Annotated in this window: 15 protein-coding genes; 5 read left to right on the top strand and 10 right to left on the bottom strand. The window is 65.8% G+C overall.

Annotated features, from left to right (window positions below):
* Nucleotides 1-17: 17 nt before the first annotated feature.
* Genes ACLB1G_RS07560 through cyoA form a run of 8 tightly spaced genes read right to left on the bottom strand, consistent with a single transcriptional unit; the run spans nt 18 to nt 8,064 of the window.
* Nucleotides 18-1,274 carry a putative peptide maturation dehydrogenase gene (locus ACLB1G_RS07560; protein WP_491626582.1) on the bottom strand — a complete coding sequence of 419 codons (1,257 nt, stop codon included), beginning with the start codon at nt 1,272-1,274 and terminating at the stop codon, nt 18-20.
* Between the two features lie 46 nt (nt 1,275-1,320).
* Entirely contained in the window at nt 1,321-1,857 is a 537-nt protein-coding gene (locus ACLB1G_RS07555) for a response regulator transcription factor (protein ID WP_491626581.1), read from the bottom strand.
* A complete protein-coding gene (locus ACLB1G_RS07550) occupies nt 1,847-3,193 on the bottom strand; it encodes an ATP-binding protein (protein ID WP_491626580.1) in 1,347 nt (448 codons plus the stop codon). Before ACLB1G_RS07550 ends, ACLB1G_RS07555 begins: the two co-directional genes overlap by 11 nt.
* Nucleotides 3,194-3,212: 19 nt before the next feature.
* A complete protein-coding gene (locus ACLB1G_RS07545; RefSeq protein WP_491626579.1) occupies nt 3,213-4,031 on the bottom strand; it encodes an SURF1 family protein in 819 nt (272 codons plus the stop codon).
* Entirely contained in the window at nt 4,028-4,423 is a 396-nt protein-coding gene (gene cyoD, locus ACLB1G_RS07540; protein WP_491626578.1) for a cytochrome o ubiquinol oxidase subunit IV, read from the bottom strand. The genes ACLB1G_RS07545 and cyoD overlap by 4 nt, the downstream gene beginning before the upstream one ends.
* Complete coding sequence (gene cyoC, locus ACLB1G_RS07535; RefSeq protein ID WP_491626577.1) at nt 4,420-5,055, bottom strand: cytochrome o ubiquinol oxidase subunit III; 636 nt, start codon at nt 5,053-5,055, stop codon at nt 4,420-4,422. The genes cyoD and cyoC overlap by 4 nt, the downstream gene beginning before the upstream one ends.
* Nucleotides 5,048-7,042 carry a cytochrome o ubiquinol oxidase subunit I gene (gene cyoB / locus ACLB1G_RS07530; RefSeq protein ID WP_491626576.1) on the bottom strand — a complete coding sequence of 665 codons (1,995 nt, stop codon included), beginning with the start codon at nt 7,040-7,042 and terminating at the stop codon, nt 5,048-5,050. The genes cyoC and cyoB overlap by 8 nt, the downstream gene beginning before the upstream one ends.
* Nucleotides 7,042-8,064 (bottom strand): ubiquinol oxidase subunit II, encoded by a 1,023-nt coding sequence (cyoA, locus tag ACLB1G_RS07525; RefSeq protein ID WP_491626575.1) that lies wholly within the window; start codon nt 8,062-8,064, stop codon nt 7,042-7,044. The genes cyoB and cyoA overlap by 1 nt, the downstream gene beginning before the upstream one ends.
* A 144-nt stretch (nt 8,065-8,208) precedes the next feature.
* On the opposite strand from cyoA, the gene ACLB1G_RS07520 reads away from it, so the two are divergent.
* From ACLB1G_RS07520 to ACLB1G_RS07505, 4 genes are all read left to right on the top strand, one after another.
* The gene (locus tag ACLB1G_RS07520; RefSeq protein ID WP_491626574.1) at nt 8,209-9,561 is read left to right on the top strand and encodes an MFS transporter; all 1,353 of its coding nucleotides are present in this window, start codon (nt 8,209-8,211) and stop codon (nt 9,559-9,561) included.
* 178 nt (nt 9,562-9,739) lie between these two features.
* Nucleotides 9,740-11,539 (top strand): thiamine pyrophosphate-requiring protein, encoded by a 1,800-nt coding sequence (locus ACLB1G_RS07515; protein WP_491626573.1) that lies wholly within the window; start codon nt 9,740-9,742, stop codon nt 11,537-11,539.
* A 27-nt stretch (nt 11,540-11,566) separates the two neighbouring features.
* The gene (locus ACLB1G_RS07510; protein ID WP_491626572.1) at nt 11,567-11,965 is read left to right on the top strand and encodes a GFA family protein; all 399 of its coding nucleotides are present in this window, start codon (nt 11,567-11,569) and stop codon (nt 11,963-11,965) included.
* Nucleotides 11,962-12,393, top strand: a complete 432-nt coding sequence (locus ACLB1G_RS07505; protein ID WP_491626571.1) for a GNAT family N-acetyltransferase — start codon at nt 11,962-11,964, stop codon at nt 12,391-12,393. Before ACLB1G_RS07510 ends, ACLB1G_RS07505 begins: the two co-directional genes overlap by 4 nt.
* 220 nt (nt 12,394-12,613) lie before the next feature.
* On the opposite strand, the gene ACLB1G_RS07500 is transcribed toward ACLB1G_RS07505, so the two are convergent.
* Nucleotides 12,614-14,908, bottom strand: coding sequence for an ATP-binding protein (locus ACLB1G_RS07500; RefSeq protein ID WP_491626570.1), 2,295 nt, complete (start codon nt 14,906-14,908; stop codon nt 12,614-12,616).
* A gap of 143 nt (nt 14,909-15,051) precedes the next feature.
* Here ACLB1G_RS07500 and ACLB1G_RS07495 point away from each other — a divergent pair, with 143 nt between their 5' ends.
* On the top strand, nt 15,052-15,612 hold the full coding sequence (locus ACLB1G_RS07495; RefSeq protein WP_491626569.1) for a flavodoxin family protein: 561 nt from the start codon (nt 15,052-15,054) through the stop codon (nt 15,610-15,612).
* A gap of 10 nt (nt 15,613-15,622) precedes the next feature.
* On the opposite strand, the gene ACLB1G_RS07490 is transcribed toward ACLB1G_RS07495, so the two are convergent.
* Entirely contained in the window at nt 15,623-16,120 is a 498-nt protein-coding gene (locus ACLB1G_RS07490; protein ID WP_491626568.1) for an SgcJ/EcaC family oxidoreductase, read from the bottom strand.
* Between the last annotated feature and the right edge of the window lie 132 nt (nt 16,121-16,252).

Below are 16,252 nucleotides of genomic sequence, written 5' to 3'. Positions count from 1 at the left end.
AGCGGCCGTCCGTTTTTTTATGGCCGCAGCTCCAGCATGTCGTCGCGCCCGGAAGCCGGGCCGCAGCCGCACACCGCCACCACCATGTGGCGCAGCGGGTCCAGACCGAAGGCCTGTTCCAGTTCGCCCTCATTGATGGCGGCCGTGACGAAGGCCGGCATCCCGGCCTCCTGGGCCAGCAGGTAAAAGGTTTGCGACAGATGGCCGCAGTCCAGCAGCACGGCGCGATGCGCCTTGGCGTGGTTGCGGTACTTCCAGAAGTTGCGCTCGACCCGGGCCGCCAGCACCACCAGCATGGGCGCATCGACGAACCACTCCTGGTCGGCCACGGCGCCCAGCGCCAGTTCAGCGGTCTGCGCCGTGTCCATGGCGCGCAGCGGCTCCAGCACGTGGCGCAGCGGATGGTAGTGGTACAGGCCGGGCGCGACGCCCGCTATGCGCTGGGCGATCACATAGGCCTCGGTGGGATGCAGGCCCCCGGCCGACGGGCTGGCTTTTTTCAGCACCATGGCGCCGGGCGCCATCTCGCGCTGGAACTGGGCGCCGAAGGCGCGCTGCAGCAGGCGCGCGGCCACGGCCAGCGGCAGCGTGGCCTGCGGGTCGAAATTGCGGCCTGTATAGCGGGCCAGCAGCAGCTGCTCCAGCGGGGTGCATTCCGCTTGTGTCCCAGGTTGCGGCTCAACTTGAGTCTCCGCGCGCGGATCGGCTTGCGGCGCCGTTTGCGGCGCCGGTCGCGCCCCGGCTCGCGGTTCCTCCTGCGATTGCGGCGCCGGCTGCGGCAGCGCAATGGCGTCTTCCAGTGAAGACAGTTCGATGGTGGGCGGCGGCGGCGCGCCGTAGGAATCGACCAGCTGGTCGAAGCTGGGGAATTGCATGCCCTTGTCGGCCCGCATCCCGGTCCAGCGGCTGTAGACGTGCGCCAAAGCCGACAGCGGGCGCCAGTGCTGCGAGCGCAGGGTTTCGTCGCGCTCGCGCATGGCGGCATGTTCGGCGCCGTCGGCTATCAGCAGCCCGAGTTCCAGCAGGCGCGCCACGGTGTCTGCACCGTGGCGCTGCTCACAGGCGGCGCGCTCCAGCCACAGCGTCTGGCCGATGGCGCCGATGGCGGCCGCTTCCTGCGGCGACAATTCGGTTTCCGTGCCCAGGTGCGGCGCCAGCGCGATCCAGCGCGTGGCCGCGCCCAGCACGCCCTGCCCGGAGAATAGCGCGGACAAATCCAGGTCCAGTTCCTCGCGGGGTTCCAGGTACAGCACGGCGCAGCGGCGTATCAGCATGGGAACCTCGTCTCCAGGAGAAAATTGGGGGACAAGCATCCCCGGCTTATTTTACCCTCTGCTTTTCCAGCTTGCGGGCCAGGGTGCGGCGGTGCATGCCGAGGCGCCGCGCCGCTTCCGAGATGTTGAAGTCCGTTTCCGCCAGCACCGTGTGGATGTGCTCCCACTCCAGGGTCTTGATCGAGGTCGAGCGGGCCGTCACTTCAATGTCTTCCGCGCCCGCCACGTGCTCGAAGGCGGCTTCGATGTCGTCCGTGTTGGACGGCTTGGCCAGGTATTGGCAGGCGCCCAGCTTGATCGCTTCCACCGCCGTGTTGATGCTGGCGTAGCCGGTCAGCACCACAATCAGCATGTCCGGATCGTGCTCGTGCAGCAGCTGCACGCAGGCCAGGCCGGAGGAATTTCCCTTCAGTTTCAAGTCCACCACGGCGTAGCCGGGCGAGTGTTCGGCCAGCAGCGCACCGGCTTCGTCCACATTCTCGGCCAGCAGCACGCGGTAGCCGCGCCGCTCGAACGAGCGGCTCAGGGTGCGCGCGAAAGCCGCGTCATCTTCCACTATCATCAACAGACGATCACTCGTCATCCTGTGCATCCTCTTCATCAAAAACGATGGCGGACAGCGGCAGGCGCAAGCGCACCGCCGCACCGCCCTCGGCGCGGTTGCTGGCCGAGACCGTCCCGCCCAGCTTGCGCGCCACATTGGTCACCAAGAACAGCCCCAGGCCGCCGCCCGGCTTGCCCTTGGTGGACTGGTAGGGCTTGCCGATCTGGCCCAGCATGCCCGGCGCGAAGCCCGGGCCCCGGTCCAGCACCGCCAGTTCCAGGGCGTCGCCATCGAGCCCGGCCTGCAGGCTGACCCACTGCGGCGACGCTTCCAGCGCATTATCCAACAGATTGCAGATGGTCTGCTTGAGCGTGGAATCGGACACCACCGGCCGGTCCTGGCTGATGGCGTTGTGGAACTCGAAGGTTGCCACCGGGCGGCTTTCGCGCCACTCGTCCACCAGGTCTTCCAGGAAGGTGTTGATGGTGGTCTTGACCGCCGACTCGCCGCGCGTCTCGCCGGCCGACATCAGGATGCCGCTGACCGTGGCCTTGCAGCGCTGGAGCTGGGTCTGCATCTCGGCAATCTCGCCCAGCAGTTCCGGGTTGTTGCGGAACTCGGGCATGCGCTTCCAGTCGCCCAGGATCACGGCCAGGGTGGCCAGCGGCGTGCCCAGTTCGTGGGCCGCGCCCGAGGCCAGCAAGCCCATGCGCACGATATGGTCTTCCTCGGCCGCGCGCTGGCGCAGGTCGGCCAGCTTGGCGGCGCTGGCGTTCAGGTTGGCGTTGATGCGGGTGATGAAGTACACCAGCAGCCCGGCGTTCATCACAAAGCACAGCAGCATGCCCTGCATGTACAGCGAAAAGAAGCCCAGCTCGCGGTCCAGCGGCAGGGTCAGCGGCTTGGAAAACAGCGCCAGCCCGGCCACGCAGCAGCTGGTCACCACCACGATCAGCCAGGTCGACCAGGTCTCCAGCAGAATGGCGGACAAAATCACCTGCAGCAGGTACAGCGAGACAAAGGGATTGGTGGTGCCGCCGCTCAGGTACAACTGGGCCGTCAGGCTGCCGACGTCGACCAGCATGGCCAGCACCAGCTCGTGGTTGCTGACCTGCTGCACCTCGTGCCAGCGCAAATGGCTGGCGATGTTGAAGGCGATCAAACAGGCCAGCACGTTGAGCATGGCCGCCATCGGCAGCTTGACGTCGAACACCAGGGTGGCGGCGCAGATGGTGGTGATCTGGCCGAACACGGCGATCCAGCGCAGCTGTATCAGCTGCTGCATGTTCTTGTGGCCGGCCGCGTGCACGATCTCCTCGGCCGGCACATCGCGCTCGGCCTTGCCCAGCACCTTGAACAGATTGGGTATCACCATCTACAACAATCTCACCGAGTCAATCCAGGCGGGCCTTGCGCCCGGAGCGCAGCACCCAGATAAAAGCGCCCACCACCATGGCGGCCAGGGCGTACCAGGTGACAGCATAAACCAGGTGGTTGTTGTGGAAGGAAATCACGGTCAGTCCGCCCACCGGACGGCCGGCGTCAGCCTCGCTTTTCGAGCCTTTCGAACGGTTCGCATCGGCATCGGCGTCGATGAAGTACGGCGCCACCTGCGGCACGCCACGGGTGGCGGCGATGGCCTGCACGTCGCGCGAATGCCAGCGGTCAGCGGCCGGATCATTGGCGCGCAGGTAGCCGCCGCCCGGTTCGCTCAGGCGCAGCAGCCCGGTAACGGTCACGTCCTGCCCTTCGCGCGCCTCATGCGGCCGGCAGCCGCCGTCGGCGCCCGGCGCGGGAGCGGGGAGCGGCGCGCGCGCCGCCGCAGCCTCGGTAATGAAGCCGCGGTTGACCAGCACCACATTGCCGTCCGTGCCGCACAGCGGGGTCATGACCCAGAAGCCGGCGCCCAGGTCGGTGGTGGCCTGCACCCGCGCGCTCAGCGCTTCCAGGTAGGCGCCGGTGACGCGCACATGGCGGTATTCGTCGCCGTCGGCCGTGATGGCCGGCCATTGCGCCGGGCCGGGCGCGTCCGCCACGGGGGCGTGCACGCGCTGCTCAACACGTTCGATCAGGGCCAGCTTCCAGTGCAGGCGCTTCACTTGCCAGGTGCCTAAAGAAAAAAAGCCTGCAAACAGCAGGCTCGCGCACAAGGCCAGGAAGAACCGCGAGGCGGCGGAGCGGCGCTCCGCCTGGCCTTGCGGTCCGGCCATCATGGCATCTTGTGCATGGCGTCTTCTATCATGCCAGGCATCATGTTGTGGTTCATGTGATACATGACCCAGATCGAGCCGGCCAGCATGATGACCACCACCATCACGGTGAAGATCAGGGCCAGCAGGTTCCAGCCGCCTTCCGATTTCGGGCTCATGTGCAGGAAGTAGATCATGTGCACCACGATCTGCACCGCGCCCATGGCCAGCAGGACGAAGCCGGCCGTGCTGGAGTCGCTGAACACCTTGCCCATCACCAGGTAGAACGGGATGGCGGTCAGGATCACCGCCAGCACGAAGCCGGTGGCGTATTCGCGCAGGGTGACGTGCGGATGGTTGTTATCGTGGCCGTGGTCGTCGTGACCGTGGCCGTGATCATGGTGGTGGTCGCTCAAGGCAGTACTCCCATCAGGTAGACAAAGGTAAACACGCCGATCCACACCACGTCCAGGAAGTGCCAGAACATCGACAGGCACAGCAGGCGGCGGGTGTTGGCGGCGTTCAGGCCGTGTTTTTTCAGCTGGAACAGCAGGGTCACCAGCCAGATGATGCCGAAGCTCACGTGCAGGCCGTGGGTGCCGACCAGCGCGAAGAACGAGGTCAGGAAGCCGCTGCGCTGCGGACCGGCGCCTTCGTGGATCAGGTGCACGAACTCGTACAGCTCGAAGTAGATGAAGCCGGCGCCCAGGAGGCCGGTGATGGCCAGCCAGACGATGGTGCCGTTCAGGTGCTTGCGCTGGGCCGACAGCATGGAGAAGCCGTAGGTGATGGACGACAGCAGCAGCAGCGCCGTGTTGAGCGCCACCAGCGGCAGGTCGAACAGTTCGGCGCCGGTGGGGCCGCCCGCATAGTTGCGGCCCAGGACGGCATAGCCGGCGAACAGGCTGGCGAACACCAGGCAGTCGCTCATCAGGTACAGCCAGAAGCCCAGCAGGGTGCCGTTCTCCGGATGGTGCTCGGTTACGAAGTAGCGCGAGCTGGGGGCGGCGCTCGCGGCGCCGGCAGCGGTTACGTTAATCTCAGACATGGCTTTCCAGCAAACGGGTGCGAGCATTTTCCACGCGGACGACTTCTTCCGCCGGGATGTAATAGTCGCGTTTGTAGTTGAAGGTATGGGCGATGGTGGCGGCCGCCAGGGCGACAAACGAGATGACGGCGATGGCCCACATATGCCAGATCAGGGCGAAGCCCACCACGAAGCTCAGGGCCGCGATGATAAAGCCGGCGCCGGTGTTCTTCGGCATGTGGATGGACACGAAATCCTTCAGCGGACGCTGGTAGCCGTTTTTCTTCATGTCGGCAAAGGTGTCGTTGTCATGCACGTACGGGGTGAAGGCGAAGTTGTAGTCCGGCGGCGGCGACGAGGTCGACCACTCCAGGGTACGGCCGTTCCACGGGTCGCCGGTCACGTCGCGCAGCTCTTTGCGGCGCAGGAAGGAGACGGCGAACTGGACGACCATGGCGCCCACGCCCAGCGCGAAGATGCCGGCGCCGATGGCGGCGATGATGAACCAGATGTGCAGCGACGGGTCTTCGAAGTGGCTCATGCGGCGGGTCACGCCCATCAGGCCCAGCACGTACAGCGGCATGAAGGCCAGGTAGAAGCCGACCACCCAGCACCAGAACTGCACTTTGCCCCAGAACACGTCCAGCTTGAAGCCGAAGGCTTTCGGGAACCAGAAGTTGATGCCGGCGAACAGGCCGAACAGCACGCCGCCGATGATCACGTTGTGGAAGTGGGCGATCAGGAACAGCGAGTTATGCAGCACGAAGTCGGCCGGGGGAACGGCCAGCAGCACGCCGGTCATGCCGCCGATGACGAAGGTGATCATGAAGGCGATGGTCCACATCATGGGCAGCTCGTAGCGGATGCGGCCATGGTACATGGTGAACAGCCAGTTGAAGATCTTGGCGCCGGTCGGGATCGAGATGATCATCGTGGTGATGCCGAAGAACGAGTTGACGCTGGCGCCCGAACCCATGGTGAAGAAGTGGTGCAGCCACACCAGGTAGGACAGGATGGTGATCACGACGGTCGCATACACCATGGAGGTGTAGCCGAACAGGCGCTTGCCGCAGAAGGTGGACACCACTTCCGAGAAGATGCCGAAGGCCGGCAGCACCAGGATGTAGACCTCGGGGTGGCCCCAGATCCAGATCAGGTTCACGTACAGCATGGCGTTGCCGCCCATGTCGGTGGTGAAGAAGTGGGTGCCGAAGGTGCGGTCCAGCGACAGCATGGCCAGCACGGCGGTCAGGACCGGGAACACGGCCACGATCAGGATGTTGGTGCACAGCGAGGTCCAGGTGAAGACGGGCATCTTCATCATGGTCATGCCGGGGGCGCGCATCTTGATGATGGTGACGATCAGGTTCACGCCGGACAATAGCGTCCCCACCCCGGCTATCTGCAGGGCCCAGATGTAGTAGTCGACCCCGACGTCCGGACTGGCCAGGATGCCGGACAGCGGCGGATAGGCCAGCCAGCCGGTGCGGGCGAATTCACCCACGAACAGCGAAGCCATCACCAGCATGCCGCCGAACACGCTCATCCAGAAGGAGAAGTTGTTCAGGAACGGGAAGGCCACGTCGCGCGCGCCGATCTGCAGCGGCACCACGTAGTTCATGAAACCGGTCACCAGGGGCATGGCCACGAAGAAGATCATGATCACGCCGTGGGCGGTGAACACCTGGTCGTAGTGGTGCGGCGGCAGGAAGCCGTGCGAGTCGCCGAACGACAGCGCCTGCTGGGCGCGCATCATCAGGGCGTCGGCAAAGCCGCGCAGGAACATGATGAGGCCGAAGATGATATACATGATACCGATCTTCTTGTGGTCGATGCTGGTGATCCAGTCGCGCCACAGCGGGCCCCACAGCTTGAATTTGGTGATCAGGGCCAGCACAGCCAGGCCGCCCAGCGCCACCGCGCAGAAAGTCACGAGCAGGATGGGCTCATGGAACGGTATCGCGTCCCAGCCCAGCCGGCCCAGGATCAGGTCGTTTTGGTCTTGCATTATTGAGTCTTCTTCGGGTTGGTGGGCGTGATGCAGACTTCGTCGATGCTAGCCTGCGCGATGCGGCGCGCGCTGCGTTCCGCCGCCAGCGACATCTCGGTGGCGTGGCGTATCATGCGCTCGCTGTCCTCGGCTACCTGGTCGCGGATGCACACGGCATTGCGGTCCACGCAGCGGTTGACGATGGCTTCATACAGGTCGGCGTCGACGCCGGCGTAGTGTTTCACCGCATCCTTGATGCTGGGCTCGGCCAGCTGCTGGTAGGTGGCGCGGTCCAGCTTGGCGGTCGCGCCCTTGGCCGATTCCACCCACTTGTCGAAGTCGGCCTGGCTGTCGCCGTGGAACTTGAAGCGCATGTCGGAGAAGCCGGCGCCGCTGTAGTTCGAGGAGAAGCCTTCATACACGCCGGGCTTGTTGATCACGGCGTTCAGCTGGGTCTGCATGCCGGGCATGGCGTAGATCTGGCCGGCCAGGGCGGGCACGTAGAACGCGTTCATGACGGACGAAGCGGTCAGCTTGAAGCGGATCGGACGGTCCACCGGCGCGTGCAGCTCGTTGACCGAGGCCACGCCCAGTTCCGGGTAGATGAACAGCCATTTCCAGTCCAGCGCGATGGCTTCCACTTCCAGCGGCTTGACGTCGGCCGGCAGCGCGCGCTGGTGGTCCAGGCGCGACAGCGGACGATAGGGATCGAGCAAATGGGTGCTGATCCAGGTGATCAGGCCCAGGGCGATGATGATCAGCAGGGGCGCGCCCCAGATCACCAGTTCCAGACGGGTCGAGTGGTCCCAGTCCGGCTCGTACTTGGCAGCCGTGTTGCTTGCGCGATAACGCCAGGCAAACAGGATCGTCAGGGCGATCACGGGGATGATGATAAGGAGCATGAGGCCGGTGGAGACGGCGATCAGGTGCCCCTGCTGGGCGGCGATGTCTCCTGACGGATTCATTACTACCGTATTGCAACCAGCAAGCGCAATAAGCGGGGTAACTAACAGCCAGCGACGAATGAGTTTAAGTATCATGCGATAAAAGTGCTGTACAGAGTGTGGAGATCGTGCCAATGTACACTTACCGCCGCGTTTTGGACATTGGACACTTTGTCCCACCCCGGGGCGTGGCGGCCTAGGCATGTATAAAAAAGATCACAACTTTTCGAGACGAAGACTATGGCTAGCATACATACGACGCATGACGGCAGCGTAGCTGCCGATTACCCCCTTGGACCCAACTCGGAGGCGGCACGCCGGCTCAACACCGACAACCATCCGATTTCCCCCGGCGAGATCGCGGTCGGCGTGGTGATCGGGCGCGCATCCGAATATTTCGACTTCTTCGTCTACGCCATCGCTTCGGTGCTGGTGTTTCCTTCCGTGTTCTTCCCGTTTGACGCGCGCCTGGAAGGAACGTTGTACGCATTCACTATATTTGCTTTCGCTTTCATTGCAAGGCCGTTCGGCACCATCCTGTCGATGGAGATACAAAAACGCTACGGCCGCGAAGCCAAGCTGACCCTGGCGCTGTTCCTGCTGGGGACCACCACCGCCGGCATCGCCTTCCTGCCCTCGTATGCCGAACTGGGCGCGAATGCCATCCTGCTACTGTCGCTTTTACGCATCGGCCAGGGCCTGGCGCTGGGCGGTTCCTGGGACGGCCTGCCCTCGCTGCTGGCGCTCAACGCGCCGGCCGAGAAGCGCGGCTGGTACGCCATGCTGGGCCAGCTGGGCGCGCCGGTCGGCTTCTTCATCGCGGCGGCCCTGTTCTGGTACCTGATCTCCAACCTGGACAACATGGACTTCCTGACCTGGGGCTGGCGCTACCCGTTCTACGTGGCCTTCGCCATCAACGTGGTGGCCCTGTTCGCCCGTTTGCGCCTGGTGTCCACCAATGAATACACCCACCTGCTGGAAGACCGCGAGCTGCAGCCGGTCAGCGTGACGGAAATCAGCCACACCCAGGGCCGCAACGTGGTGATCGGCGCCCTGGCCGCACTGGCCAGCTACGCCCTGTTCCACCTGGTGACGGTGTTCCCGCTGTCCTGGATCTCGCTGTATTCGCCGCGTAGCATGGCCGAGTTCCTGTACACCCAGATGACGGGCGTGGTCATCATGGCGGTGTGCGTGATCATCTCCGGCGTGATCGCCGACCGCTTTGGCCGGCGCCGCACGCTGGGCTCGCTGGCCATGGCGATTGCCGTGTTCAGCGGCTTCGTTCCCATGCTCATGGATGGCGGCAAGCTGGGACAAGACGTATTCATCATGGTCGGCTTCGCACTGCTGGGCCTTTCCTACGGCCAGGCCGCCGGCGCCGTGACCGCCAACTTCACGCCACGCTTCCGCTACACCGGCGCGGCCCTGACCTCGGACCTGGCCTGGCTGGTGGGTGCCGCCTTTGCCCCGCTGGTGGCGCTGGGCGTGGCCTCGCACTTCGGGCTGGCGTATGTGGGCCTGTACCTGTTGTCCGGCGCGGTCTGCTCACTGGCCGCACTGAGCCTGAACCGGGCCCTGGATATACGCAACTAGGCCCGCACCAGTCCGCTGGGCGGCGCATCCGACGGGGAACCCACACGGGTTCCCCGTATTATTTTTACCACACCTCAGCGACACCTCACCCACGCCTCAGCTGCGCACCTTAGCCTCTGCGCAACATTGCCCTCCCCCGCTATGATCGCCCTCAACCAACTGGCGAAGGAGAGCGGCAATGGCGGACACAGTGGGCGATTTCGTCCTCAAACGGCTGGGCGCCTGGGGCGTCAAGCGCATCTACGGCTATCCCGGCGACGGCATCAATGGCGTGATCGGCGCCTTCGGCCACAGGGACACGGGCATAGAATTCGTGCAGGCGCGGCACGAGGAGCTGGCCGCCTTCATGGCCTGCGCCCACGCCAAGTTCAGCGGCGAGGTCGGGGTCTGCCTGGCCACCTCGGGCCCCGGCGCCATCCACCTGCTCAACGGCCTGTATGACGCCCGCATGGACCACCAGCCGGTGGTGGCCATCGTCGGCCAGCAAAGCCGCATGGCGCTGGGCGGCGACTACCAGCAGGAAGTGGACCTCATGTCGCTGTTCAAGGACGTGGCGCACGACTTCGTGCAAATGGCCACCACGCCGGAACAGGTGCGCCACCTGATCGACCGTGCCATGCGCATCGCCATCGAGCGCCGCACGGTCACCTGCGTGATCCTGCCCAACGACCTGCAGGAACTCAAGGCCGTGGAAACGCCGCCGCGCGAGCACGGCACCATCCACAGCGGCATAGGCTGGACCGGACGCGCCCTGACCCCGCCCGAGGCCGAGCTGCAGCGCGCGGCCGACATCCTCAACGCCGGCAAGAAAGTCGCCATCCTGGCCGGGGCCGGCGCCCTGCACGCCACCGACGAACTGATCGCCGTGGCCGAGAAACTGGGCGCCGGCATCGCCAAGGCGCTGCTGGGCAAGGCCGCCGTGCCGGACGAACTGCCTTTCGTGACCGGCTCCATCGGTCTCCTGGGCACCAAGGCCAGCTGGGACTTGATGAACGAATGCGACACCCTGCTGATGGTGGGCTCGGCCTTCCCCTATTCCGAATTCCTGCCCAAGGAAGGCCAGGCGCGCGGCGTACAAATCGATATCGACGCGCGCATGCTGAACCTGCGCTACCCGATGGAAGCGTCGCTGGTGGGCGACAGCGCCGCCACCCTGCGCGCCCTGCTGCCGCTACTGCAGCCACGCACCGACCACGGCTGGCGCCAGCAGGTCGAGAACAACGTGGCCGAGTGGTGGAAGGTGCTGGAGGCGCGCGCCATGAACGAGGCCAAGCCGGTCAATCCGCAGCGCGTGTTCTGGGAATTGTCGCCGCGCCTGCCGGACGACTGCATCCTGTGCTGCGATTCCGGCTCGGTGGCGGGCTGGTATGCGCGCGACCTCAAGCTGCGGCGCGGCATGATGGCCTCGCTGTCGGGCGGGCTGGCCACCATGGGTTCGGCCGTGCCCTACGCGCTGGCCGCCAAGTACGTGCATCCGGAACGTCCCGTGATCGCGCTGCTGGGCGACGGCGCCATGCAGATGAACGGCATCAACGCCCTGATCACGCTGGCGCGCGTGTGGTCTTCCTGGCGCGATCCGCGCATGACCATCATGGTGCTGAACAACGGTGACCTCAACATGGTGAGCTGGGAGCAGCGCATCACCGAGGGCGACGCCAAGCTGCCGGCCTCGCAGGACCTGCCCTCCTTCCCGTATGCGGCCTACGCAGAACTGCTGGGCCTGCGCGGCATCCGCGTCAGCAAGCCGGAGGAAGTGGGCCCGGCCTGGGACAAGGCGCTGGCGTCCGGCATCCCGACCGTGATCGAGATGGTCACCGATCCCGACGTGGCGCCGCTACCGCCGCACATCTCCAACAAGCAGACCCGCAACTACCTGCGCGCCCTGCTGCGCGGCGACCCCGACGCGCTGGGCGTGGTCACCGCCACCATCAAGGAAGCGTGGGACGGACTGTTCCCGGGGCGCGGCAAGAAGGACTAGGCGGCCAGGCTGCCGTAGAATGGGGGCATGAAAACCTATCACGGCAGCTGCCACTGCGGCGCGGTGACCTTCGAGGCCGGCCTGGACCTGGCCCGGGGCACCATCAAGTGCAATTGTTCGATCTGCGCCAAGGGCAGGATCTGGTCGGCCATCGTGCCGCGCGAGGCGTTCCGGCTGCTGTCCGGCGCAGAGGCGCTGGCCGAGTACCGCTTCCTCAGCCGGCGCGACGGCCACTATTTTTGCAAGCACTGCGGCATCCGCCCCTATGGCACCGGGAGTTCGCCGCGCTGGGGCGATTTCTACGCGGTCAACCTCGCCTGCCTGGACGGCATCAGCGACGCCGAGCTGGCCGCCGTCGCTGTCACCTACCTGGACGGCAAGCACGACAACTGGGCCAGCGCTCCTGCGGAAACTCGCCACCTATGAAAATCAGACCTTACCAGGCGGCCGACTTCCCGGCGATCTGCGCCATCTACGCCGACGCCAAGCGCGACGAACTGGGACCGGTGCAGGTGGACATCATTCCCTTGCAGGACGATCCCGGGCTGCTGGCCGCCTTCCATGAGTCACAGGTTACGGTATGCGAAGACGGCGAGGTGCTGGGCTTCAGCGCCACCTTTGAAGGACAGCTACGCGCACTGTTCATCCACAGCGGCGCGCGCGGCAAGGGCGCTGGCGGCGCGCTGCTGGCGGCGGCACTGGCCAGCCCGCAGCCCTGCACCTCGCTGCGCGTCGCGCAGACCAATGTACGCGCCATCAAATTCTATGAGCGGCATGGTTTCAAGGTGAGCGGCCGGGCGAGCAGGGAGTACAACGGCCAGCGCATCGTCTATCTCGACATGGTGCATGCATAAAGCGGGTTTCCGCCACCCCGGTGTCCACCCGGTGTCAGATCTGCCATTGGTACATGAGGCCGCTGCGTCTACCCGGTGTCAGATCTGCCATTGGTACATGAGGCCGCTGCAACTGGCGAGCCCATGTACTCTTGGCAGATCTGACACCGATTTGCCGATTTGTGGACACCGATTTGTGTGACACCGGTTTACATGCAAGTTGCCCACCCTGCGCCGCTGATTAAGCACCTTCCGGGGCCATGCGCGCCAGCGCGCCGGCCAGTTCCTGTTCGAGGGCTTGCACGTGCGGTCCGGCGCTGGCCAGTTCGCCGGCGTCGGCCAGCTTTTCGATCAAGGCGCAACGCGTGTGCAAGGCTTCGGCGCCGAGATAGGCGGCGCTGCCCATCAGGCTGTGGGCGGACAGCGCCACCGCCATCGCATCCCCTTGGTCCAGGCCCTGCTGCATGACCGCCAGCAGCCGCGGCCCTTCACCGACGAAGGCGGCCCGCATGGCGGGATACAGACGGCCTGTCATCGGGATGGCTGCGGGCGCATTGGCGCCAGCCGGCAGGTCCGCCACGCCGAACAGCGCATCGAGCTCCGCCAGCGCCGGTGCGCCGGCCGCCATGGCGCGCTGCTCGCCGATCAGCGTGCTGCCCTGCGCCAGCAGCGCCGCCAGTTGGCGCGCGATTTCCGCGTGCAGCGCGGCCTCATCCACCGGCTTGGCCAGGAAACCGTTGGCGCCGGCCGCCAGGAAACGCTGGCGGTCCTCGGCATTGGCATTGGCAGTCAGCGCGATCACCGGCACCTGGGGATTGCGTACGCCGTCCAGCCCCGCGCGCAAACGCTGCAGGGCAGCCATGCCATCCATGCGCGGCATGCGTCCATCCATGATCACCAGGTCGTAATCATTGGCCGCCAGCTCGTCCAGTGCGGCGACGCCGTCTTCGGCGATCGTGATGCTGTGGCCCATATTCTCCAGCAGCTCGCGCAGGATGATCTGGTTGGTGCTGCCATCCTCGGCGCACAGCACGGCCAGCCGGGCCGCGTGAGGGCGCGCCAGCCCGGCCTCGCTGCCGGCCGTTTCCACGCCGGGCTGCAACGGCAGGTGGACGCGGAATTGGCTGCCCACGCCCACGGTGCTGCGCACGTCGATGCGCCCGCCCATGGCGGACACGATGTTCTTGCAGATCGCCAGCCCCAGGCCGGCGCCGCCATATTTGCGCGAGGTGGCGGCGTCGGCCTGCTCGAATTTCTGGAACAGGCGGCCCAGCGCTTCGGCAGGAATGCCGATGCCGCTGTCACACACCGCCAGCACGATCCCGCCGCCCTCATGCAAGGCCAGGCTGACCCTCACCTCGCCGCGCGCGGTGAACTTGATGCCGTTGCCCACCAGGTTGACCACCACCTGCCGCAGCCGGGTCGGATCGCCGCGCCACCAGGCCGGCAGCGCCGGGTCCAGGTCGGCGATCAGCGAAACGCCCTTGGCCTCGGCGCGGTCGGCCAGCAATCCCACCACGTCGTTCAACAGGGCCGGCAGGTTGAAATCCAGTTCCTCCAGCGGCATCTTGCCCGCCTCCAGGCGCGAGAAGTCCAGGATGTCGTTGATGATCTGCAGCAGCACCTCGGCATTGCTCAGGCTCAGGCGCAGCTTGTCGCGCGTGTGGGGCGCCAGGCTGCCATCCTTCTGGGCCGAGCGCAGCATGCCGATCACCCCGCCCAGCGGAGTGCGCACCTCGTGGCTGATCATGGCCAGGAAATCGCTCTTGAGCTGGCTGGAAACTTCGGCCGCGCGCTGCGCCGCCAGCGATTCCGCATAGCGCGCCTGCGAGGCCCGCAGGTCGGCTTCACGCGCATGCAGGGTGGCGATCTGGCTTTCCAGGGTCTGGCGGTAGCGCGCCTCGTTGTCCTGAATACGGGCGTGCACGGCGCGCTGGCGCGCCAGGGCGCCGTCCAGCCCGCGCAGCAGATAGGTGCAGGACAGGGTCAGCACCCCGCCCACCAGCAGGAAATTCAGGGTGAGGATGGCCCAGTGCGCGGCCGGCGCCACCACCACCAGGGCCATCCCCGGCTCGATGCCGCCCACGTGACCGGCCAGGAACAGCGTGGCGGCGCAGCCCAGCAGCGCCGCCATCGCCACGCGGCTGCCGGCCAGCACCGTGCACAGCACCGGCACCGCCAGCAGGTAGATCTGCGACACCGGCCCGATCGAGAACAGCAGCACCACCGCGATCAGGTAGGCGATGGCCATGATGGCGAAAGCGCGCAGCCGGTAGGCCAGGTCGCGCCGGTAGTGCAGCAAGCCCATGGCGGCCAGCGCCAGCGCGTCGGTTGCCACCAGCGTCCAGTGCTGCTGGCTAGCGCTGCCCCACATGCTGGGCAGCACCGCCAGCAGGCCCAGTCCGAAGGCGACCGCGCACAAGCCGTCCAGCAGGCGGTTGCGCCAGCCTTGCAGGTCTTCCGCGCCGCCGTCCAGCGTTTCCAGGCGCCGCGACCAGGCGGCGCGCAGTGCGCGTACCGGTGGACTATCTATCAAAAGAGGGACTCGCTAAAAGGTAGCCACAAAGTTACGATTGTACTACCACTTGTTGGCCCTTCACTTACCTCCAAGTGCGTACTTACGAAAAGTAAGCTTTTGAATTACCCTACCGCTACCCTACAACCCCGAAAGAGGAAATCATGAGCAAGATCGTCATCGTCTACCATTCCGGCTACGGCCATACCAAGCGCGTGGCCGAGTACGTGGCCCAGGGTTCGGGCGGCGAGCTGCTGGCCATCGACGCCGAAGGCAATCTGCCGGACGGCGGCTGGGACAAACTGAACGCGGCCGACGCCATCATCTTCGGCACGCCGACCTACATGGGCAGCCCCAGCTGGCAGTTCAAGAAATTCGCCGACGCCAGCTCCAAGGCCTGGTTCACCCGCGCCTGGCAGGACAAGGTGTTCGGCGGCTTCACCAACAGCGCCAGCCTGAGCGGCGACAAGCAGGTCAGCCTGATCGCCCTGCAGACCCTGGCCTCGCAGCATGGCGGCATCTGGGTCAGCCTGGGCGTCCCGCCAGCCAACAGCAAGGCGGCCCAGCGCACCGACATCAACAACATTGGCGGCTCGGTGGGCGCCATGGTGCAGTCGCCGTCCGACGCCAGCGTGGATGAAATCCCGCAGGGCGACCTGGACACCGCGCGCGGCTACGGCGAACGCGTGGCCGCCATCACCGCCCGACTGCGCCCGGCCGCCTGACCCAGCGCTCTTAACGCGCGGCCAGCTCCGGCATGGCCGAGGAGTGGTGGTTGAGTATCTTCCACTCCTTGCCCACCTTCTTGTAGACATAGGTGTAGCGCGCCTGCACCTTGGCCGGCTGGCCGTCGCGCGTGATGGCAAAGGTGTAGACCCCGGTATCGAGCGCCGTGTCCGGCCCCAGCAGGCGGATCTGGCGGAAGTTGATGGTGCCCTGCGGCGACAGCTTGAGGAAGTGCTCGAAGTAATCCTGGATGCCGGCCGGCGTGGTGCGCACCTCGTTCGAGACGGTGGGCTCCAGCACGCCGTCCGGCGCATACAGGGCGGCCACCTTGGCCGCGTCGCCCATGGCCAGGGCCGCGTTCCAGCGGTCGAACAGGGCCGCGATTTCCGCTTCGCGCGCGTTGCCGGGCGCCTTGGCAGTGTCGGTGTAGAACTTGGGCGCCGGGCCTTCCGCGTGGGCTGCAAGCGAGCTGGCGGCCAGGACCAGGGCGATCAGGATACGTTTCATGCTGTGCTCCATCGATATGTTGTTGCCCCAGCGGCATGCTGGCGGCTTGCATCCAGTATGGCGCGCCCTCCCCCTGAAAAAATCTGCCGGCCGGCGGGTTGGACGTATGCCGGGTGGCATATAATCGGCAAA

It is taken from the genome of Duganella kummerowiae (assembly GCF_053572355.1).
The sequence above is the reverse complement of the archived record's forward strand: the minus strand, read 5'-3'. Positions and strand labels throughout refer to the sequence as shown.

Bases quoted from the DNA above. Each gene is read 5' to 3' on its own strand.
- ACLB1G_RS07560 (WP_491626582.1), bottom strand. From the start codon at position 1,274: ATGCTGATACGCCGCTGCGCCGTGCTGTACCTGGAACCCCGCGAGGAA.
- ACLB1G_RS07555 (WP_491626581.1), bottom strand. From the start codon at position 1,857: ATGACGAGTGATCGTCTGTTGATGATAGTGGAAGATGACGCGGCTTTC.
- ACLB1G_RS07550 (WP_491626580.1), bottom strand. From the start codon at position 3,193: ATGGTGATACCCAATCTGTTCAAGGTGCTGGGCAAGGCCGAGCGCGAT.
- ACLB1G_RS07545 (WP_491626579.1), bottom strand. From the start codon at position 4,031: ATGATGGCCGGACCGCAAGGCCAGGCGGAGCGCCGCTCCGCCGCCTCG.
- cyoC (WP_491626577.1), bottom strand. From the start codon at position 5,055: ATGTCTGAGATTAACGTAACCGCTGCCGGCGCCGCGAGCGCCGCCCCC.
- cyoB (WP_491626576.1), bottom strand. From the start codon at position 7,042: ATGCAAGACCAAAACGACCTGATCCTGGGCCGGCTGGGCTGGGACGCG.
- cyoA (WP_491626575.1), bottom strand. From the start codon at position 8,064: ATGATACTTAAACTCATTCGTCGCTGGCTGTTAGTTACCCCGCTTATT.
- ACLB1G_RS07520 (WP_491626574.1), top strand. From the start codon at position 8,209: ATGGCTAGCATACATACGACGCATGACGGCAGCGTAGCTGCCGATTAC.
- ACLB1G_RS07515 (WP_491626573.1), top strand. From the start codon at position 9,740: ATGGCGGACACAGTGGGCGATTTCGTCCTCAAACGGCTGGGCGCCTGG.
- ACLB1G_RS07510 (WP_491626572.1), top strand. From the start codon at position 11,567: ATGAAAACCTATCACGGCAGCTGCCACTGCGGCGCGGTGACCTTCGAG.
- ACLB1G_RS07505 (WP_491626571.1), top strand. From the start codon at position 11,962: ATGAAAATCAGACCTTACCAGGCGGCCGACTTCCCGGCGATCTGCGCC.
- ACLB1G_RS07495 (WP_491626569.1), top strand. From the start codon at position 15,052: ATGAGCAAGATCGTCATCGTCTACCATTCCGGCTACGGCCATACCAAG.
- ACLB1G_RS07490 (WP_491626568.1), bottom strand. From the start codon at position 16,120: ATGAAACGTATCCTGATCGCCCTGGTCCTGGCCGCCAGCTCGCTTGCA.